This is a genomic window from Mycobacterium lehmannii, from assembly GCF_001499925.1.
Lineage (GTDB): Bacteria > Actinomycetota > Actinomycetes > Mycobacteriales > Mycobacteriaceae > Mycobacterium > Mycobacterium lehmannii.
The window spans coordinates 164,511-180,746 of record NZ_LQIR01000056.1 but is presented as its reverse complement, the minus strand read 5'-3'; the positions used below and the strand labels follow the sequence as shown (position 1 = coordinate 180,746).

The 16,236-nt window shown below is 67.6% G+C and carries 16 protein-coding genes; 11 read left to right on the top strand and 5 right to left on the bottom strand.

Annotation, left to right across the window (positions count from 1 at the left end; all coding sequences use genetic code 11):
* Nucleotide 1 precedes the first annotated feature (1 nt).
* The 6 genes from gdhA to AU192_RS21550 all read left to right on the top strand — a co-directional run bounded on the left by gdhA (nt 2) and on the right by AU192_RS21550 (nt 6,987).
* Nucleotides 2-1,351 carry an NADP-specific glutamate dehydrogenase gene (gdhA, locus tag AU192_RS21575; RefSeq protein ID WP_064399548.1) on the top strand — a complete coding sequence of 450 codons (1,350 nt, stop codon included), beginning with the start codon at nt 2-4 and terminating at the stop codon, nt 1,349-1,351.
* 60 nt (nt 1,352-1,411) lie between these two features.
* Nucleotides 1,412-2,611, top strand: coding sequence for an NAD(P)/FAD-dependent oxidoreductase (locus AU192_RS21570; protein ID WP_064399547.1), 1,200 nt, complete (start codon nt 1,412-1,414; stop codon nt 2,609-2,611).
* Nucleotides 2,612-2,613: 2 nt separating this feature from the next.
* Nucleotides 2,614-3,519: an RNA polymerase sigma factor SigJ gene (gene sigJ, locus AU192_RS21565; RefSeq protein WP_064399546.1), complete on the top strand. Its 906-nt coding sequence runs from the start codon at nt 2,614-2,616 to the stop codon at nt 3,517-3,519.
* A 127-nt stretch (nt 3,520-3,646) separates the two neighbouring features.
* Nucleotides 3,647-4,822, top strand: coding sequence for an NAD(P)/FAD-dependent oxidoreductase (locus AU192_RS21560; RefSeq protein WP_064399545.1), 1,176 nt, complete (start codon nt 3,647-3,649; stop codon nt 4,820-4,822).
* Nucleotides 4,819-5,721, top strand: coding sequence for an RNA polymerase sigma-70 factor (locus tag AU192_RS21555; protein WP_064399544.1), 903 nt, complete (start codon nt 4,819-4,821; stop codon nt 5,719-5,721). Before AU192_RS21560 ends, AU192_RS21555 begins: the two co-directional genes overlap by 4 nt.
* Nucleotides 5,722-5,733: 12 nt before the next feature.
* Nucleotides 5,734-6,987, top strand: coding sequence for an aminodeoxychorismate synthase component I (locus tag AU192_RS21550; RefSeq protein ID WP_064399543.1), 1,254 nt, complete (start codon nt 5,734-5,736; stop codon nt 6,985-6,987).
* Here AU192_RS21550 and rsmI read toward each other — a convergent pair.
* Nucleotides 6,943-7,779 (bottom strand): 16S rRNA (cytidine(1402)-2'-O)-methyltransferase, encoded by an 837-nt coding sequence (gene rsmI, locus AU192_RS21545; RefSeq protein ID WP_064399542.1) that lies wholly within the window; start codon nt 7,777-7,779, stop codon nt 6,943-6,945. The genes AU192_RS21550 and rsmI overlap by 45 nt on opposite strands.
* A gap of 23 nt (nt 7,780-7,802) precedes the next feature.
* Between rsmI and AU192_RS21540 the strand changes: the two genes are divergently transcribed.
* Entirely contained in the window at nt 7,803-9,344 is a 1,542-nt protein-coding gene (locus tag AU192_RS21540) for a dolichyl-phosphate-mannose--protein mannosyltransferase (RefSeq protein ID WP_064399541.1), read from the top strand.
* A gap of 154 nt (nt 9,345-9,498) precedes the next feature.
* The gene (locus AU192_RS21535; protein ID WP_064399540.1) at nt 9,499-10,362 is read left to right on the top strand and encodes a type IV toxin-antitoxin system AbiEi family antitoxin; all 864 of its coding nucleotides are present in this window, start codon (nt 9,499-9,501) and stop codon (nt 10,360-10,362) included.
* 49 nt (nt 10,363-10,411) lie between these two features.
* On the opposite strand, the gene arcA is transcribed toward AU192_RS21535, so the two are convergent.
* Nucleotides 10,412-11,623: an arginine deiminase gene (gene arcA, locus AU192_RS21530; protein ID WP_120275758.1), complete on the bottom strand. Its 1,212-nt coding sequence runs from the start codon at nt 11,621-11,623 to the stop codon at nt 10,412-10,414.
* Between the two features lie 37 nt (nt 11,624-11,660).
* On the opposite strand from arcA, the gene soxR reads away from it, so the two are divergent.
* The gene (soxR, locus tag AU192_RS21525; protein ID WP_064399538.1) at nt 11,661-12,095 is read left to right on the top strand and encodes a redox-sensitive transcriptional activator SoxR; all 435 of its coding nucleotides are present in this window, start codon (nt 11,661-11,663) and stop codon (nt 12,093-12,095) included.
* A 33-nt stretch (nt 12,096-12,128) separates the two neighbouring features.
* Entirely contained in the window at nt 12,129-12,725 is a 597-nt protein-coding gene (locus tag AU192_RS21520) for an alpha-ketoglutarate-dependent dioxygenase AlkB (RefSeq protein ID WP_064399537.1), read from the top strand.
* Here the strand turns inward: AU192_RS21520 and AU192_RS21515 are convergent.
* A complete protein-coding gene (locus AU192_RS21515; protein ID WP_064399536.1) occupies nt 12,722-13,384 on the bottom strand; it encodes a DUF5642 family protein in 663 nt (220 codons plus the stop codon). The two genes, AU192_RS21520 and AU192_RS21515, sit on opposite strands and share 4 nt — an antisense overlap.
* A gap of 29 nt (nt 13,385-13,413) precedes the next feature.
* Entirely contained in the window at nt 13,414-14,106 is a 693-nt protein-coding gene (locus AU192_RS21510; protein ID WP_120275755.1) for a DUF5642 family protein, read from the bottom strand.
* 24 nt (nt 14,107-14,130) lie between these two features.
* On the opposite strand from AU192_RS21510, the gene AU192_RS21505 reads away from it, so the two are divergent.
* Nucleotides 14,131-14,442: a hypothetical protein gene (locus AU192_RS21505; protein WP_064399535.1), complete on the top strand. Its 312-nt coding sequence runs from the start codon at nt 14,131-14,133 to the stop codon at nt 14,440-14,442.
* A gap of 4 nt (nt 14,443-14,446) precedes the next feature.
* On the opposite strand, the gene AU192_RS21500 is transcribed toward AU192_RS21505, so the two are convergent.
* Nucleotides 14,447-16,216 carry a PE-PPE domain-containing protein gene (locus tag AU192_RS21500; RefSeq protein ID WP_235629702.1) on the bottom strand — a complete coding sequence of 590 codons (1,770 nt, stop codon included), beginning with the start codon at nt 16,214-16,216 and terminating at the stop codon, nt 14,447-14,449.
* Nucleotides 16,217-16,236: the final 20 nt, after the last annotated feature.

The following is a 16,236-nucleotide window of genomic DNA, read 5'->3' as shown; positions in this document are numbered from 1 at the left end:
AGTGAACGGACTACACGAGAAACTGCACGACCTCTACGAAGAGGTCGCCAAACGCAACGCAGGCGAGACCGAATTCCATCAATCCGTCTACGAGGTGCTCAACAGCCTCGGACCGGTGGTGGAGAAGCACCCCGAATACGTCGACTCCGAGGTCATCCGGCGGCTGTGCGAACCCGAACGTCAGATCATCTTCCGGGTGCCCTGGGTCGACGACCGCGGCACCGTGCAGATCAACCGCGGCTTCCGCGTGGAGTTCAACTCCGCGCTGGGGCCGTTCAAGGGCGGCCTGCGGTTCCATCCGTCGGTCTACCTCGGAATCGTCAAGTTCCTGGGCTTCGAACAGATCTTCAAGAACTCGCTGACCGGCATGCCGATCGGCGGGGGCAAGGGCGGCGCCGACTTCGACCCCAAGGGCCGCTCCGACAGCGAGATCATGCGGTTCTGTCAGTCGTTCATGACCGAGTTGTACCGCCACCTCGGTGAGTACACCGACGTACCCGCCGGTGACGCCGGCGTGGGCACGCGTGAAATCGGTTACCTGTTCGGCCAATACAAGCGGATCACCAACCGCTACGAGTCGGGCACCCTCACGGGCAAGGGACTGACGTGGGGTGGTTCGCAGGTCCGCACCGAGGCCACGGGCTACGGGACGGTCTTCTTCGTCAACGAGATCCTCAAGGCCAACAACGACACGTTCGAGGGCAAGCGCGCCGTGGTGTCCGGTTCGGGCAACGTGGCGATCTATGCGATCGAGAAGATCCAGGAACTGGGCGGCACCGTGGTCGCGTGTTCGGATTCGAGCGGCTACGTCGTCGACGAGAAGGGCATCGACCTCGACGTCCTCAAGGAGATCAAGGAGGTGCGCCGCGGCCGGATCGCCGACTACGTCGAGATGCGCGGTGGCACAGCGGAGTTCGTCGCCGACCGCAACGTATGGGACGTTCCGTGCGAGATCGCGATACCGTGCGCCACGCAGAACGAGATCAACGGCGACGAAGCGCTGGCATTGATCGAGAACGGGTGCCGCGTCGTCGCCGAAGGCGCGAACATGCCGTGCTCACCAACCGCGCTCAAGCACTTCGCCAACGCGGGTGTGACGTTCGCTCCGGGCAAGGCGGCCAACGCCGGTGGCGTCGCCACCAGCGCGTTGGAGATGCAACAGAACGCCTCGCGGGACTCGTGGACGTTCGTCGAAACCGAACAGCGCCTGGAGCAGATCATGCGGCGGATCCACAACCGCTGCCTGGTCACCGCCGAGGAGTACGGCCAACCCGGCAACTACGTGGCAGGCGCGAACATCGCGGGGTTCATCCGGGTCGCCGACGCGATGCTGGCACTGGGCCTGGTCTGACGTCGATGTGACGCGCGTCACAAACTGTCACGCCCCGGCGCCGGCCGGTGTCTAGAGGGCATGACTGATTTCATCGCACGCACAGACTCCACCGCCCACACCCGCGTCGTCGTCCTCGGCGGCGGCTACTCCGGAATCCTGGCGGCCAACCACCTGCGGATGCGCGCCGACGTCGACGTCACGGTGGTCAACCCCAGGCCGAAGTTCGTCGAACGGATTCGGCTCCACCAGCTGGTGGCCGCCGGTTACGACGCCGGAGTCGACTACGGCACGCTGCTCGGCGAAGGCATCCGGCTCGTCGTCGACACCGCGACGCGCATCGACACCGCCGCGCGCACCGTGCGCCTGGCGTCCGGGCGCGAGCTCGACTACGACTACGTCGTCTACGCCGTCGGCAGCACCGGCACGGTGCCGAAAACCATCCCCGGGGCGGCCGAGTTCGCCTACCCGATAGCGGAATTCGAGCAGGCACAGCGACTGCGCACCGCACTGGAGCGGTTGCATCCCGCAGCACCCGTCACCGTCGTGGGGGCCGGACTGACGGGCATCGAGACCGCCTCGGAACTCGCCGAGCAGGGCCGCAACGTGACGCTGGTGTGCGGCGGGCGCCTTGCACCGTCGCTGTCCGAACCTGGCCGGCGCTCCACGGCCAAGACGCTTGCCAAGCTCGGCGTGACGGTCATGGAGGCCGACGTGGTCACCGAGGTACGCGCCGGCGCGGTGGTTTTCGCCGACGGAGCGGTGCGCCCGAGTGCGATCACCGTCTGGACCGCCGGGTTCGGTGTTCCTGAACTCGCGGCGGCGAGCGGACTGCGTACCGACGCGATCGGTCGCCTCATCACCGACGAGACACTGACGAGCGTGGACGACGAGCGTATCGTCGCGGCCGGTGACTGTGCGGCTCCGTCAGATCAGCCGCTGCGGATGTGCTGTGCCACGGCAACGCAACTCGCTCCGCAGGCGGCGAACACCGTGCTGAGCCGCATCGCGGGCGCGACGCCCGCCGCATTCGAGTACGCGTACACCGGATCCTGCATCAGCCTGGGGCGCCGCACCGCGACGCTGCAGTTCACCCGCAAGGACGACACCCCGGTGGGCGTCTATTTCGCGGGTCGGGCGGTCGCCAAGTTCAAAGAGGCGGTCTGCAAGGGCACCCTGTGGGCGATGCGACGCTCGGCGCGCAAGCCGGCCTGGACGTTCTGGCTCAAGGGCGGCCCCCGTCCCCAGCAGCCGGTTCCCGCTGCGAAGGTGGTCACGTAGAAGTGACCACCACACCGGGAGACCATGCCGAGCGGTTCACCGTCCTTCGGCCGCTGTTGTTCACGATCGCCTACGAGATCCTGGGCAGCGCAACCGAATCCGACGATGTGCTGCAGGACAGCTATCTCCGCTGGGCCGACGTCGATCTGAGCACCGTGCGCGATACGAAGTCGTATCTGGCGCAGTTGGTGACCCGCGAGGCGCTCAACGCACTGCGCGCCAGGTCACGTCGCCGCGAGGAGTACATCGGTCCGTGGCTGCCGGAGCCGCTGCTACTCGAGTCACGCGATGCGTCTTCTGATGTCGTGCTGGCCGAATCGGTGTCGATGGCGATGCTGGTGCTGCTCGAGACGCTGACCCCCGACGAGCGCGCGGTGTTCGTGCTGCGTGAGGTGTTCGGCTTCGAGTACGACGAGATTGCGGGCGCGGTGGGCAGATCCGCGTCGACCGTGCGCCAGATGGCGCACCGCGCCCGTGAACACGTCCACGCGCGGCGCAACCGCTTCGGCCCGGTGGACGAGCAGCGGACCGAGCAGATCACCGAACAGTTCCTGGCCGCGGCGGCCACCGGTGACATCGACGGCTTGATGTCGCTGCTGTCGCCCGGCGTCACCTGGACCGCCGACCACGGCGGCAAGGCCACCGCGATCCGCAGGCCGGTCGTCGGCGCCCGCACGGTGGCCGCGCTCATGGCGCGGCTGTTCGAGGTGGCCAAACAGACACCGGAGATCCGCTTCGAAACGGCCGTCTACAACAGTGCGCCCGCCGTCGTCGTCTACACCGGCGACCACCTCGAGGGCTTGTTCGTGTTCGAGGTGATCGAGGACAAGATCACCAACCTGTACGCCATCCGCAACCCGGACAAGCTAACGGGCATCACGACCCCCCGCAGCATCAGCAGGCAGTGACCTGTGCCACATTCTCCTTCGAGATGTCACACTGCGGAGATGCCCGGTGTCTCGAGGTCAGACCGGCTCTGAGCCGAACCGCCATCCCCGGCGGGCGCGGCAGGCCGGATGACCCGAGGAGATCGAAATGACCGAGCCCAGCACCCACGTCGTCGTGATCGGCGGCGGTTACGCCGGCGTGATGGCCGCCAATCGCCTCGCCCCGCACGCCCGCGTGACGCTGGTGAACCCGCGTGCCGAGTTCGTCGAACGGATCCGCCTGCACCAGTTGGTCGCCGGCAACGACGACGCTGTCGCCGACTACTCGGCCGTGCTGTCGCCCGCCGTGCAGATCGTCGTCGACGGAGCTTCACGGATCAATCCGGCCGCCCGCACCGTCACGCTGACGTCCGGTGCGTCGTTGCCCTACGACTATCTGGTGTACGCCGCCGGCAGCACGGGCACCGTTCCGGCGGCGGTGCCGGGGGCCGCCGAATTCGCCTACCCCCTCAGTGAATTGGAGCAGGCACAGCGGCTGACCGCGCGGATGGCCGACGTTCCGCAGTCGGCGCCGGTTGTCGTGGTCGGCGGCGGGTTGACCGGGATCGAGACCGCGGCAGAGCTGGCCGAGACGGGTCGCCCCGTCACGCTGGTGACAGATGTCCTCGGGCCTTCGCTGGCGGCCAGCGGGCGCCGATCGGTGGCCAAGCGGTTGGCCAAGTTGGGCGTCGTCGTCGTCGAGGGCAGCGCCGTCGCGGAAGTCACGGCCGACCGGGTCGTGGTGGCCGACGGCCGCGCGGTGCCGAGCGCGGTGACGGTGTGGACCGCCGGATTCGGCGTGCCGGGTCTGGCCGCCGCCAGCGGCCTGGCCACCGACGAGCTCGGACGGCTCCTCACCGACGAAACGCTGACCAGCGTCGACGACGTGCGCATCGTGGGCGCAGGAGATGCGGCTTCACCGTCGGACGTGCCGTGGCGCATGAGCTGCCAGGCCGCCCTTCCGCTCGGCGCGCAAGCCGCGAACACGGTGCTGGCGCGGCTCGCCGGACAGGACCCCGCCACCGTGAATCACGCGATGGCCGGGCAGTGCATCAGCCTGGGCCGCAACGCAGGTACGTTCCAGTTCGCCGACGTCGATGACACCCCACGTCGGTGGTACATCGGCGGTCGCACCGGTGCCCTGGTCAAAGAGCAGGTGTGCCGCTTGACGTTGAAGTGGATCCGCGGCGAGGCCGACAAGCCGGGCTCCTACACCTGGAAGACGAACCCGCGCCGCGAGCACGTGGTGGTGTCGGCACAGAGTCAAAGGTCGGCGATCCGATGAGCGACACGGGTAACGAACACGCCGAACGGTTCACGGTGCTGCGTCCGCTGCTGTTCACGATCGCCTACGAGATCACCGGCAGCGCAACCGAAGCCGACGACGTGCTGCAGGAGAGTTACCTGCGCTGGGCCGAGGTGGACCTCGCCAAGGTGCACGACACCAAGGCCTACCTCGCCCAGCTCGTCACCCGCCAGTCGCTCAACGCGCTGCGGGCACAGTCGCGGAGGCGCGAGGAGTACGTCGGCCCGTGGCTGCCCGAACCGCTGCTGCTCGACGCACATGACCCGTCATCGGATGTCGTTCTCGCCGAGTCGGTCTCGATGGCGATGCTGGTCGTGTTGGAGACCCTGAGCCCGGACGAGCGCGCGGTGTTTGTGTTGCGCGAGGTGTTCGGTTTCGGACACGACGAGATCTCCGAGGCGGTGGGCAAGTCGGCGGCGGCCGTGCGACAGATGGCGCACCGGGCCCGCGAACACGTGCAGTCGCGGCGGAAGCGGTTCGAGCCCGTCGATCCCAAGGTGTCGATGGAGATCACGGAGCGGTTCTTCGCGGCCGCGTCCTCCGGTGACGTCGATGCGCTGCTCGAGATGCTGACCGATGACGTCCAGTGGACCGCCGACTCGGCGGGCAAGGTCAGCGCGGCGCGGCGGCCGGTGGTCGGTGCCGACAAGGTCGCGCGGGTGCTCATCGGGCTGGTGCGGGTGGCGGGCGAGGCCGGCCGGGTGGAACCGGCGATGTACAACAACGCGCCCGCGCTCAAGCTCTACTTGGGCGACCACTTCGAGGGGCTCATCAACCTCGAGATCACCGATGGCCGGATCTCGCACTTCTACGTGATGCGCAACCCGGACAAGTTGACCGGGGTGGAGATCCCGCGGGAAGTCACGCGGAGCATCTGACAAGCTGAGTCGGTGCGCATCGACCTGCTCGGCGACCTCGGCAGCGCCCAAGCGGTTCTGCGCGCCGTCGGATACGCCGCGGCCGATCGCGGGCTGGCGCCACCTGCCGCGCTGATCGGCGAGTGGTTCGGCTCGGGCGCGGTCATCGCGCCGACGGTCGATGCCGCGCCGGTCGACGCGTCGCGTACCTTCGACATTCCCTGCGGGTCGGGTGATGGCGAGGCGGTCGGGGGCGGCTGGTTCGGTTTTCTGTCGTATCCGGATGCGGCGGCCGACGGTCTCGGTCCGCGGATTCCCGAGGCTGCGGGCGGCTGGTCCGACTGCGTGCTGCGCCAGGACGGCGACGGGCGATGGTGGTTCGAAAGCCTCTCCGACGCAACGCTTCCCGGGTGGGTGGCCGACGCGCTGCGGGTGCCGGTCGAGCCACGGCCGTCGCACGTCGAGTGGGGCGAAGCCGATCGCGGTGCGCATCGCCGGGGGATGCTGGACTGCCTCGACGCGATCGCCGCCGGGGAGGTCTACCAGGCGTGCGTGTGCACGCAGTTCCGCGGCCGACTGGAGGGCTCGCCGCTCGACTTCTTCGCCGACGCCGTGCACCGCACGTCGCCCGCGCGTGCCGCGTACCTCGCGGGGAGCTGGGGGGCGGTGGCGTCGTTGTCGCCGGAACTGTTCCTGCGCAGGCGCGGTGAGCACATCGCGTCGAGCCCGATCAAGGGCACACTGCCGCGTTCGGCCGATCCGGACGCGTTGCGCGGCTCGGTCAAGGATGTCGCCGAGAACATCATGATCGTCGACCTCGTGCGCAACGACCTGGGCCGCGTCGCCGATGTCGGCACCGTCACGGTTCCCGAGCTGCTGGTCGTGCAACCGGCGCCCGGGGTGTGGCATCTGGTGTCGACGGTGTCCGCGCGCGTGCCCGTCGACGTGCCGATGTCGACGGTGCTCGACGCGACGTTCCCACCGGCGTCGGTGACCGGGACACCCAAGACGCGGGCACGCCAACTGCTCGAGCAGTGGGAACCGGTCAGGCGGGGAATCTATTGCGGCACAGCCGGGCTGGCGTCTCCGGTGGCGGGGTGCGAACTCAACGTGGCGATCCGCACGGTGGAGTTCGACGCGTCAGGCAATGCCGTGCTCGGCGTGGGCGGCGGTATCACCGCCGACTCGGATCCGGATCGCGAGTGGGAGGAATGCCTGCACAAGGCGGCACCGATCGTCGCGTCACGTACGCGACCGCAGCACCGCGTCGTAGAGCTCACGACGTGACGGCGAGCCCGGGTTCGCCGCGACCACGTCGGCGCAGGCGTCCTTGACCCGCGCGCCGTCGTCGACCAACTTGTGGACCGCGGCCACCAGGGTCTCGAGGTCCGCTTTCGGGACGGCGCCGGCCAGCACGACGGTGATCTCGCCGAGCACCCCGTCGGCGGCCCAGTCGGAGAGCTCGTCCAGCCGGCCCCGGACGATCTCCTCGTGCGTCTTGGTCAGCTCCCGGCACACCACGGCGCGGCGGTCCGGCCCGAGCACCTCGACCGCGTCGGCGAGCGTGCCGGCCAACCGGCGGGGCGACTCGAAGAACACACAGGTGCGCTGCTCGGTCGCCAACGTCGTCAGCCACGTCTTGCGGGCGGTCTGCTTGCGGGGTGCAAACCCCTCGAAGCAGAACCTCTCGGCCGGTAGCCCGGAGACCGCCAGCGCCGTCGTCACCGCCGACGGGCCCGGCAGGCAGGCGACCGTGAGCCCGGCGTCGATGCACGCCGTCACAAGGCGATAGCCGGGGTCGCTGATCAACGGCATACCGGCGTCGCTGACCAGCAGCACCGTCGCGCCTGACCGGATCCCGTCGAGCAGGCCCGCGATCCGCGACGCCTCGTTCTGGTCGTAGAGGCTGACCACCTTCGCGGTCAGCCTCACCTCCAGCGACTGGGCCAGCGTGCGGACCCGGCGGGTGTCCTCGGCGGCGATGACGTCGGCGCTGCCCAGCGCGCCGACCAGCCGCGCCGAGGCGTCGGAGGGCTGGCCCAGCGGCGTGGCGCCGATGAGCAGTCGTCCGGGGCTCATGCCGACAGCCTACGATCGCTCTCGTGACCGCCCCCGCCACCAAAGCGCCGCGCGCGGTCCCGGTCATCAGCCCAGCGCCGCAGGTGCCCGCCGCGGACTTCGGCCCGGTAGACCGGCTCCAGGGCTGGGTGATGACCGCCGTCATCGGCGCGCTGGCCGCGGTGACGCGGTTCCTCAATCTCGGATCGCCAACCGACGCCGGCACCCCGGTCTTCGACGAGAAGCACTACGCGCCGCAGGCCTGGCAGATGCTGCACAACCACGGCGTCGAGGACAACCCGGGCTACGGCCTGGTGGTGCACCCGCCACTCGGCAAGCAGTTGATCGCGATCGGCGAGGCGCTGTTCGGCTACAACGGGCTGGGCTGGAGGTTCTCCGGCGCCGTGTGCGGCGTGATCGTCGTCATCCTGGTCGCGCGGATCACGCGACGCATCAGCCGTTCGACGTTGGTGGGTGGCATCGCGGGACTGCTGGTGATCGCCGACGGGGTCAGCTTCGTCGCCTCGCGGACCGCGCTGCTCGACGGGTTCCTGGTGACGTTCGTGGTGGCCGCGTTCGGGTGCCTCATCGTCGACCGGGACCAGGTGCGCGAGCGGATGCATATCGCGCTGTTGGAGGGCCGCATCGGCGAGACGGTGTGGGGGCCGAGGCTCGGGGTCCGGTGGTGGCGGTTCGGCGCGGGGGTTCTGCTCGGATTGGCCTGCGCCACAAAGTGGTCGGGCGTCTACTTCATCGCGTTCTTCGGCGTCATGACGATGGTCTTCGACATTCTCGCGCGCCGTCAGTACCGCGTCACGCGACCGTGGCTGGGCGCATTCCGTCGCGATCTGGGACCGTCGCTGTACGCGCTGGTGCTCATCCCGTTCGGGGTGTACCTCGCGTCGTACACGCCGTGGTTCGCCTCGGAGACGGCCATCAACCGCCATGAAGTCGGGCAGTCGATCGGCCCGGACAGCGTGTTGCCGATCCCCGATGCGTTGCGCTCGCTGTGGCACTACACGCATGCCGCGTACCGGTTTCACTCCGGCTTGACCAACGCCGACGGAAACCATCACCCGTGGGAATCGAAGCCGTGGACATGGCCGATGTCGTTGCGCCCGGTGCTCTATGCCATCGACAACCAGGACGTGCCCGGGTGTGGCGCGCAATCGTGCGTGAAGGCCGTGATGCTGGTCGGCACGCCCGCGATGTGGTTCCTGGCGGTGCCGGTGCTGGGCTGGGCGGTGTGGCGGGCATTCATCAAGCGCGACTGGCGTTATGGCGTCGCGCTGGTGGGCTACAGCGCGGGCTTCCTGCCGTGGTTCGCCGACATCGACCGCCAGATGTACTTCTTCTATGCGGCGACGATGGCGCCGTTCCTGGTGATGATGATCGCGTTGATTCTCGGCGACATCTTGCACAAGCCGAACCAGAACGCCGAACGCCGAACGCTCGGGCTGATCGCGGTGAGTTGTTATGTCGCGCTGGTGCTGACGAACTTCGCGTGGATGTACCCGATCCTGACCGGCATCCCGATATCGCAGAACACCTGGAACATGCAGATCTGGCTGCCGTCCTGGCGTTAGCCGTCGCCGCAGAAGCCACGCTAATCGGCTCTCGGACACTAGTTGTTTTCGCGAAACACACACGAGGGTCGCAGTCGACGAGTTATCCACAGCCCTGGTGTAGATATCGCGAATCGTGAGTCGACTTGTCAGTGCGCGCACCCAGCATCGGCGCATGGAACGAGCAGTTCTCGGCAACGAACTACTTGAGGGCGGTCTCACTCGCAGCCAGCTACGCTGGCGCTACAGGTCTGTTCACCCCCGCGTATACGTGCCACGGGCCGCCTTGCCATCGCTCCAGCTCGAGGCGCACGCGGCTTGGCTCTGGAGCAATCGGCGGGGCATCGTCGCCGGGCGAGCGGCGGCTTCACTTCATGGAGCCCAATGGGTCTCACCCGGAACGGTGATCGACTTGATTGGCCCGCGTGAGCGACTCAGATCAGGTGTGGTCGTTCGGAATGAACGGATCGATTGGGATGAGATCTGCACGATCGGTGAACTCGCAGTCACCACACCGGCTCGCACAGCGCTGGATCTGGCTCGACACCTGCACCGCGACTTAGCCGTAAGGCACCTCGACGCATTAGCGGCGGCGACCGGCGTGAAGGTGGACGACGTAGCGCCGCTCGTAGAGCGGTATCGCGGTTGGCGGGGGATGAAGCGCGCTCGCATCGCACTGGACCTGATGGACGGCGGTGCTCAGTCGCCGAAGGAGACGTGGTTGCGCCTCCTCGTCCTGGACGCAGGGTATCCACGGCCTCGCACACAGATCCGGGTTTGCGACGGTGCCGCCGAGGCTTTCCTCGACATGGGTTGGGACGAGCCGATGATCGCGTTGGACTATGACGGTGAGCAGCATCAGACCGACCGACCTCGATTCGTTCATGACATCGGACGCAACGCGATGGTCGAGAGTCAGGGTTGGCTCGACATCCATGTGGTCAAGGAGCACAGCCGCGGCTTCACGCTGCACCGGCTACGGGAAGCCGCTGAGCGTCGCGGATGGTCTCCGCTCGCGAGGCGTACACCAGGGTCGTGAGAGCCGGCAAGCTGACGGCCCTGGTGTACGTCTCGCGAAACTGCAGGTGCTACAGCGGGTCGCGGCCGGCCGGGCACGACATACACCGCGGGCCGCCGCGGCCGGTGCCCAGTTCGGAGGCCTGGATCGGCAGCACCTCGATACCGGCATCCGCCAACCGAGCATTGGTTTCGACGTTGCGCTCGTAGGCGGCCACCACACCCGGCGCGAGCGCGAGCGTGTTGTTGCCGTCGTCCCACTGCTCACGCTCGGCCGTCACCGGGTCCAACCCCGTGGCGATGACGCGTAACCGGTCGATACCCATCGCCGTCGCGGCGGCGTCGATGAACGGCACCTCGTCGTCGATGCGCACTCCGCCGTTCCCGTCACGATGAATCGTGAACGCCGACAACGAGTCCACGACCGGTGGGTACATCACCACCGCGTCGACGTCGACCATCGTGCACACCGTGTCGAGATGCATCTGCGCTCGCGACTGCGCGATCGGCACCGCGAGCACGGTGTGGGCCAGGTCGTCGTCGAACAGGCTGCGCGCCAACGCTTCCGCACCCGCCGGCGTGGTCCGCTCCCCCACCCCGACCGCCACCACACCAGGCGCGAGCAGCAGCACGTCTCCGCCCTCGACCGGCGCCGACCGCGACTCATAGGCCCGCCGAACACCGAGGAATCGCGGGTGATGCGCGTAAATCACGTCGGTCAGCGAGGTCTCGCGCACCCGCGCCGGCAGCGCCAGCGACGTGATCGCCACTCTCGGGCCGATCCAGAACGACGAGTCGCGAGTGAACAACAGATTCGGCAGCGGATCGATGACGAAGTCACCCCCGTGATGCATCCGCCGAACCAGCGACAGCTCCGCACCCGAGAGCGGCAACTCGTTGAACGTCATACCCGCCATCAGCACATGGGCCAGCGGTGCGGGCTCCAGCGCGCGAAGGTACGCCGAAAGTTCCTGCGCCAGCGGCAAACCCAGCCGTCGTGGATCGACCGCCGCAGCGATCCCGTGCATCCGCGCCGCGCCACTGTGCGACAACGCCTCGGTCAGCAGATCGGCCAGCAGCATCACCTCGACGCCCCGCTCGGCCAACAACGCGGCGAACGCGTCGTGTTCGGCCTGAGCCCTGGCCACCCACGGCAACCCGTCGAACAACAGCGCATCGTTGTTGCGCGGCGTCAACCGCTGCAACTCGGCGCCGGGCCGGTGCAGGATGGCCGCAGTCAGCCGACCCACCTCGGAGTCGCAGCCCAACGTCACATCTAGCACCGTAACCCGCAACCCCACCTCAACTATGGTTGATGTTATGGAGTTGATTCACGAGCTGACTCCCGGCGAGATGTCCGCTCGCAGCGGTGTCGCGGTTTCGGCACTGCACTTCTACGAGCGCGAAGGCCTCATCCACAGCAGACGCACCTCGGGAAACCAGCGCCGCTATGCCCGAGAGACGTTGCGCCGGGTCGCGTTCATCCGGATGTCGCAGCGGCTCGGAATCCCCTTGTCCCGCATACGAGAAGCACTGGCCACCCTCCCCGACGACAGGGTGCCCACGAGTAAGGACTGGGCCAGGCTGTCGGCGGGCTGGCGCCAAGACCTCGACGACCGCATCCTGCACCTGCAACGCCTGCGCGACAATCTGACCGGCTGCATCGGCTGTGGCTGCCTGAGCCTGAAGACCTGCGCGTTGACCAACCCCGGAGACGTCCTCGCCGAACAGGGACCTGGCGCGGTGCGGCTCTGATGCATCGAACGCTTGTGCGATAGAATCGCGGCCATGGAGCTGGCGCTGCAGAGCTCGCTGTTCGAGCACGCCGAACGCCGCCATCTCGGCAACGGCGCCTGGATCGACTTTCGATCCGGGTGGTTGGACGATGCCGACTCGCTGTTCACCGAGCTCTCCGAGGTCATCCCGTGGCGTGCGGAGAGCCGGCCGATGTACGACCGCGTCGTCGACGTCCCGCGCCTGGTCAGCTTTCACAACCTGGTCGATGACCGGCCGCCGCATCCACGGCTCAAACAACTTCGTCGTCGCCTCAACGACACCTACGCGGGTGAACTCGGCGAGCCGTTCACCACCGCGGGGCTGTGCCTGTACCGCGACGGCAACGACAGCGTGGCCTGGCACGGTGACACCGTCGGTCGCAGCAGCACCGAAGACACCATGGTCGCGATCATCGGGCTGGGCGCGACCAGAACGTTCGCGCTGCGGCCACGCGGCGGGGGCAAGTCGCTACGGCTGCAGCATGCGCACGGCGACCTGCTCGTGATGGGCGGGTCGTGTCAGCGCACGTGGGAGCACGCCATCCCCAAGACGACGCGCCCCGTGGGCGTCCGGATCAGCATCCAGTTCCGTCCGCACGACGTGCGCTAGGCCCTGACCGCTTTCACCGCCGTGACCAACAGGTCGCGAGCGCGCTGCGTGTCGACCTTCGCGACGGGTTTGTCGGGCAGTACCAACGGGTTCGCGGTGACGATCACCAGGAACGGTCCGAAGCTGGCGAGGTAGTTGTAGAGCTCGCCGGTGCGCGGCTTGCCGTCCACCGTCGTCTGCACCACGCGGTGGGTTCCCAGCGTCTGCGCACCCTCGATCTGGGGCGCCTCGACGACCTCGACCAGCCCGCGCATCGCGCCACCCGCGAACCCGACCTTGCGACAGTTCTCGGCCGGCGCATTGACCGACGCGGTTTCGGACGTCTCGACGGCGATCGTGATGAACCGGTTGCCGTCGCCCTCAGCCGTCGTCGCCGCCATATTGCCCTTGGCACCCGCCGGAACCATCTGCTGATTGGCGAACGACGCACAGTCGGCTGGCTCGAACTTCACGCCCTCGGGCAGTTCCTGGCGTGCCAACAACCGCGGATCGATACCGGTCGGCTCGACGTCGGTGACCTTGAAGTCGGGTCCGAAGCTGGTCCGCACATCCTTGACGCGCCCGATGTCAGCGCGCGACAGGTCGTCGCTCGGTGGGGCGTTCCCACACGCGGTGAGCGCAGCGGCGCACGCCACCGCGACCATGGCCCTCTTCGACATCGCCGCACAATGTACCGGGCAACGACGGCTCAGCCCCGTAACGCGGACACCGTTTCGGTCATCAGATGGGCGGCGAAATCCGAACCGAGTTGTGGATTGGGCGAACCGGGGTCGGTGACGACGGCGACGAAGGCGACATGGTCACCGAGGTACGCCGTGACGGTTTCGGCGCGCGACAGCGTTTCGGTGCCGCCTTCCACGACGGTGCTGCTCGACGTCGCCATCGCGACGGTCGACGCCCCGTCGATGGCCGGGGCGGGTTCGAGGGTGACGGTGCCCGTCGTGCGTCCGCCCGCAATGGACCAGCGCGCGCACTCGTCGATCACCGCCGGGTCGAGCTCTCCCGGTGCGGCGGCGACGACGGCGTACACGATGCCGCCAGGCCCCGACGCGGACCAGCCGTCGGTGCGGTTTGCCCCCGCGGCGGGGTCGGCCAATGCGGCACATCGCTCGGGGTCGGTGGTCCACTGCGCACCGTATCCCCACGCGGTGATCGGGCCGACGGCGCCGACGAGGTCGGTCACCTCGTATCCGGCCGGCAGCGCAGTGCGCGCGCGATCGATTCTCGCCGGGTTGACTTGTGCGGGCTCCTCGGACGACGACTGGTCGGCAGGAGACGAACCGGGATCGGTTCCGCACGCGCCCACGCAGATCATCAGCACCGCCGCGGCCGCGACGATGCAACGATCCGCGGCCCTTCGGCGATCAACAAGTGGGGACATCGACCCTCATGATTGGAGGCTGTCATGGGTGCTCTTCGGAGTGTGGCAGCAACAGCAGCGGCGGCAGGTGCCATTGTGGTGCCCGCGGGTCTTGCGGCCGCACAACCGGTGCAACCGGGTGACGCGCCGCGCACGATCGCCGAGTTGGAGGACCAGGGCTACGACGTCGTCATCGACCGGGTCGGCAGTGGCCCGATCAACGAGTGCATCGTCACCAGCGTGCGCAACCCACAGGAAGTCACCCAGACGTTCGCGGTCGGCAAAGGTGAAGACCGCGAGTTCATCACGGTCGTGGTGAGCAGATCGATCACCGTCTCGCTCAACTGCTCCCGCTGATACGTCAGGCAGCGGCGTCCTTTGCGTCGGACTCGCCGCCCGTCTCACCGCCGGCAGGTGTGCTGTCCTTGGGCTCTGAAACCGTCTCAGTGCTGCTGGCCTCGTTGCGATCCGGCCGACTCGCGGGCGAGGGGCCCAGCCGCACCGGTTTGTCGAACGAGATCGGTCCGCGCAGCTTCGGCAACTTGGGCAGCTTCGGCAGCTTGGGAAGCGCAGGCTTGAACCCCACCCTGGGCGTCTTGCCGGTGACGGCACCGTTTCCGGTCGTCTCGGCGCTCGTACTGTCGAGCTCTTCGAGGCCCTTTTCCTCGTCGACCTTCGTCTCGCCTTCCGCGCCGACTTGTGCCTGGTTCTCACCGGTGGGTGGCTGACCCGGCAGGTTCTGTCCGAGTGCGTCTACGGGCGGCTGAAACTCGTCGACTGGCGTTAGGCCGTCGGCGACGACGGTCTGCTCGCTTCCGTTGGCGTCTCCCGCGTGCGCCCACGACATCCTCGTCACGGTGTTGTCTTCGACCGTCGTCGCGGTGCTGTCTTCTGCTGGGTGCGTGGGCAATTCGGGTCCGCCGACACCGAAGGGGCTGGTTGTCTCCTCGGTGCCCAGCGGGCGGTCCCCGGAGACCTCCTCGATCGCGTCGTCGAGGCCCGTCGGGATGGATTTCACCAGATTGATCGCCGTGGCGATCGGGTTCCGGAACGGCAGCAGACCCACCTTCGTCGCGACACCCGGGTTCACGTCGCGGGCATAGGCTCCCTCGATCAGCACCCGAAGCGGTGCATCCAGCGCCGTCAGGATCGGCGACGGCACAAATGCTTCGAATGGCATCAGGATCGGCAGCCGTTCGGCCGGATACAGGTAGTAGTCGGTGTCGCCGTAAGAGCCTTGATAAACGGCATCGTCGAAGTTCTCGTTCTGCAGATCGCCGTGCAGATAGTAATAACTGGCCAGTGAGTTGGCGATGGCCAACACGTTGGTGAGGCTGGCGGGTGCGTCGCCTCCGAGAAGGTCGTACTGTGCCGCGGCGTCGACCGTCGGCATACAGGGACCCTGATCGCAACTGTCCGTAGGTGTTGAGCCGTAGAAGGTGATGCCGATGATCGGGATCGTGAGGCCTTCCGGGCCGCGCGCAAGGATGCCGCCGTTGGGGCGCATCGGATTGGCCAGCAAGAAGAACGAGGTCTCGGGCGCCGCGCCCCCGGGATTCTCCGGATCTCTCGGATCAGCAATCAGTTCCCTTTTGACCAGCGAAGCCACCACCGCACTCTGCGAATAGCCGAAATTGACATAATCCTCATACGCGGACGGGCCCGCGGCCACCGGTTCTTCGGAGTCGACGTCGTAACTCGCCTCTTCGTTGTAAACGCAGGCCGAGTTCCCGCGAACACACCCCTCCAGGCTCTCCACGCCTTCGGCGACCGAAGCGTCGAAGGTCTGGCTGCCGAACACCGGGAAGAACGCCGCGGGGTAGACGACCGCGTAAACATCACCGTCGACCTCGTCGATAGGCGGGATGTCGGGACTGATCGTTTCCGTGCCCGAGGCCGGGTTGATGAATCCCAGGACAGCGTTGCTCAAGTACTGGCTGATGTAGGCGGGGTCATCCGGGGGCGAGGTCAACGGGTGTTCAGTCCCGCCCATGATCAAAGCGCTCGCCGCCAGCTGAACCGCCGTTGCGGTCGTCCACGCCACCGCCACGGCGATCGCTGCGAATACCGCCAGAACCATCGCCCCCAGCGAACGCAGTGTCGTCTTCAGTCGAGCACCCTGCCCCCGCATCGCGTCTCCCTTTCACCCCT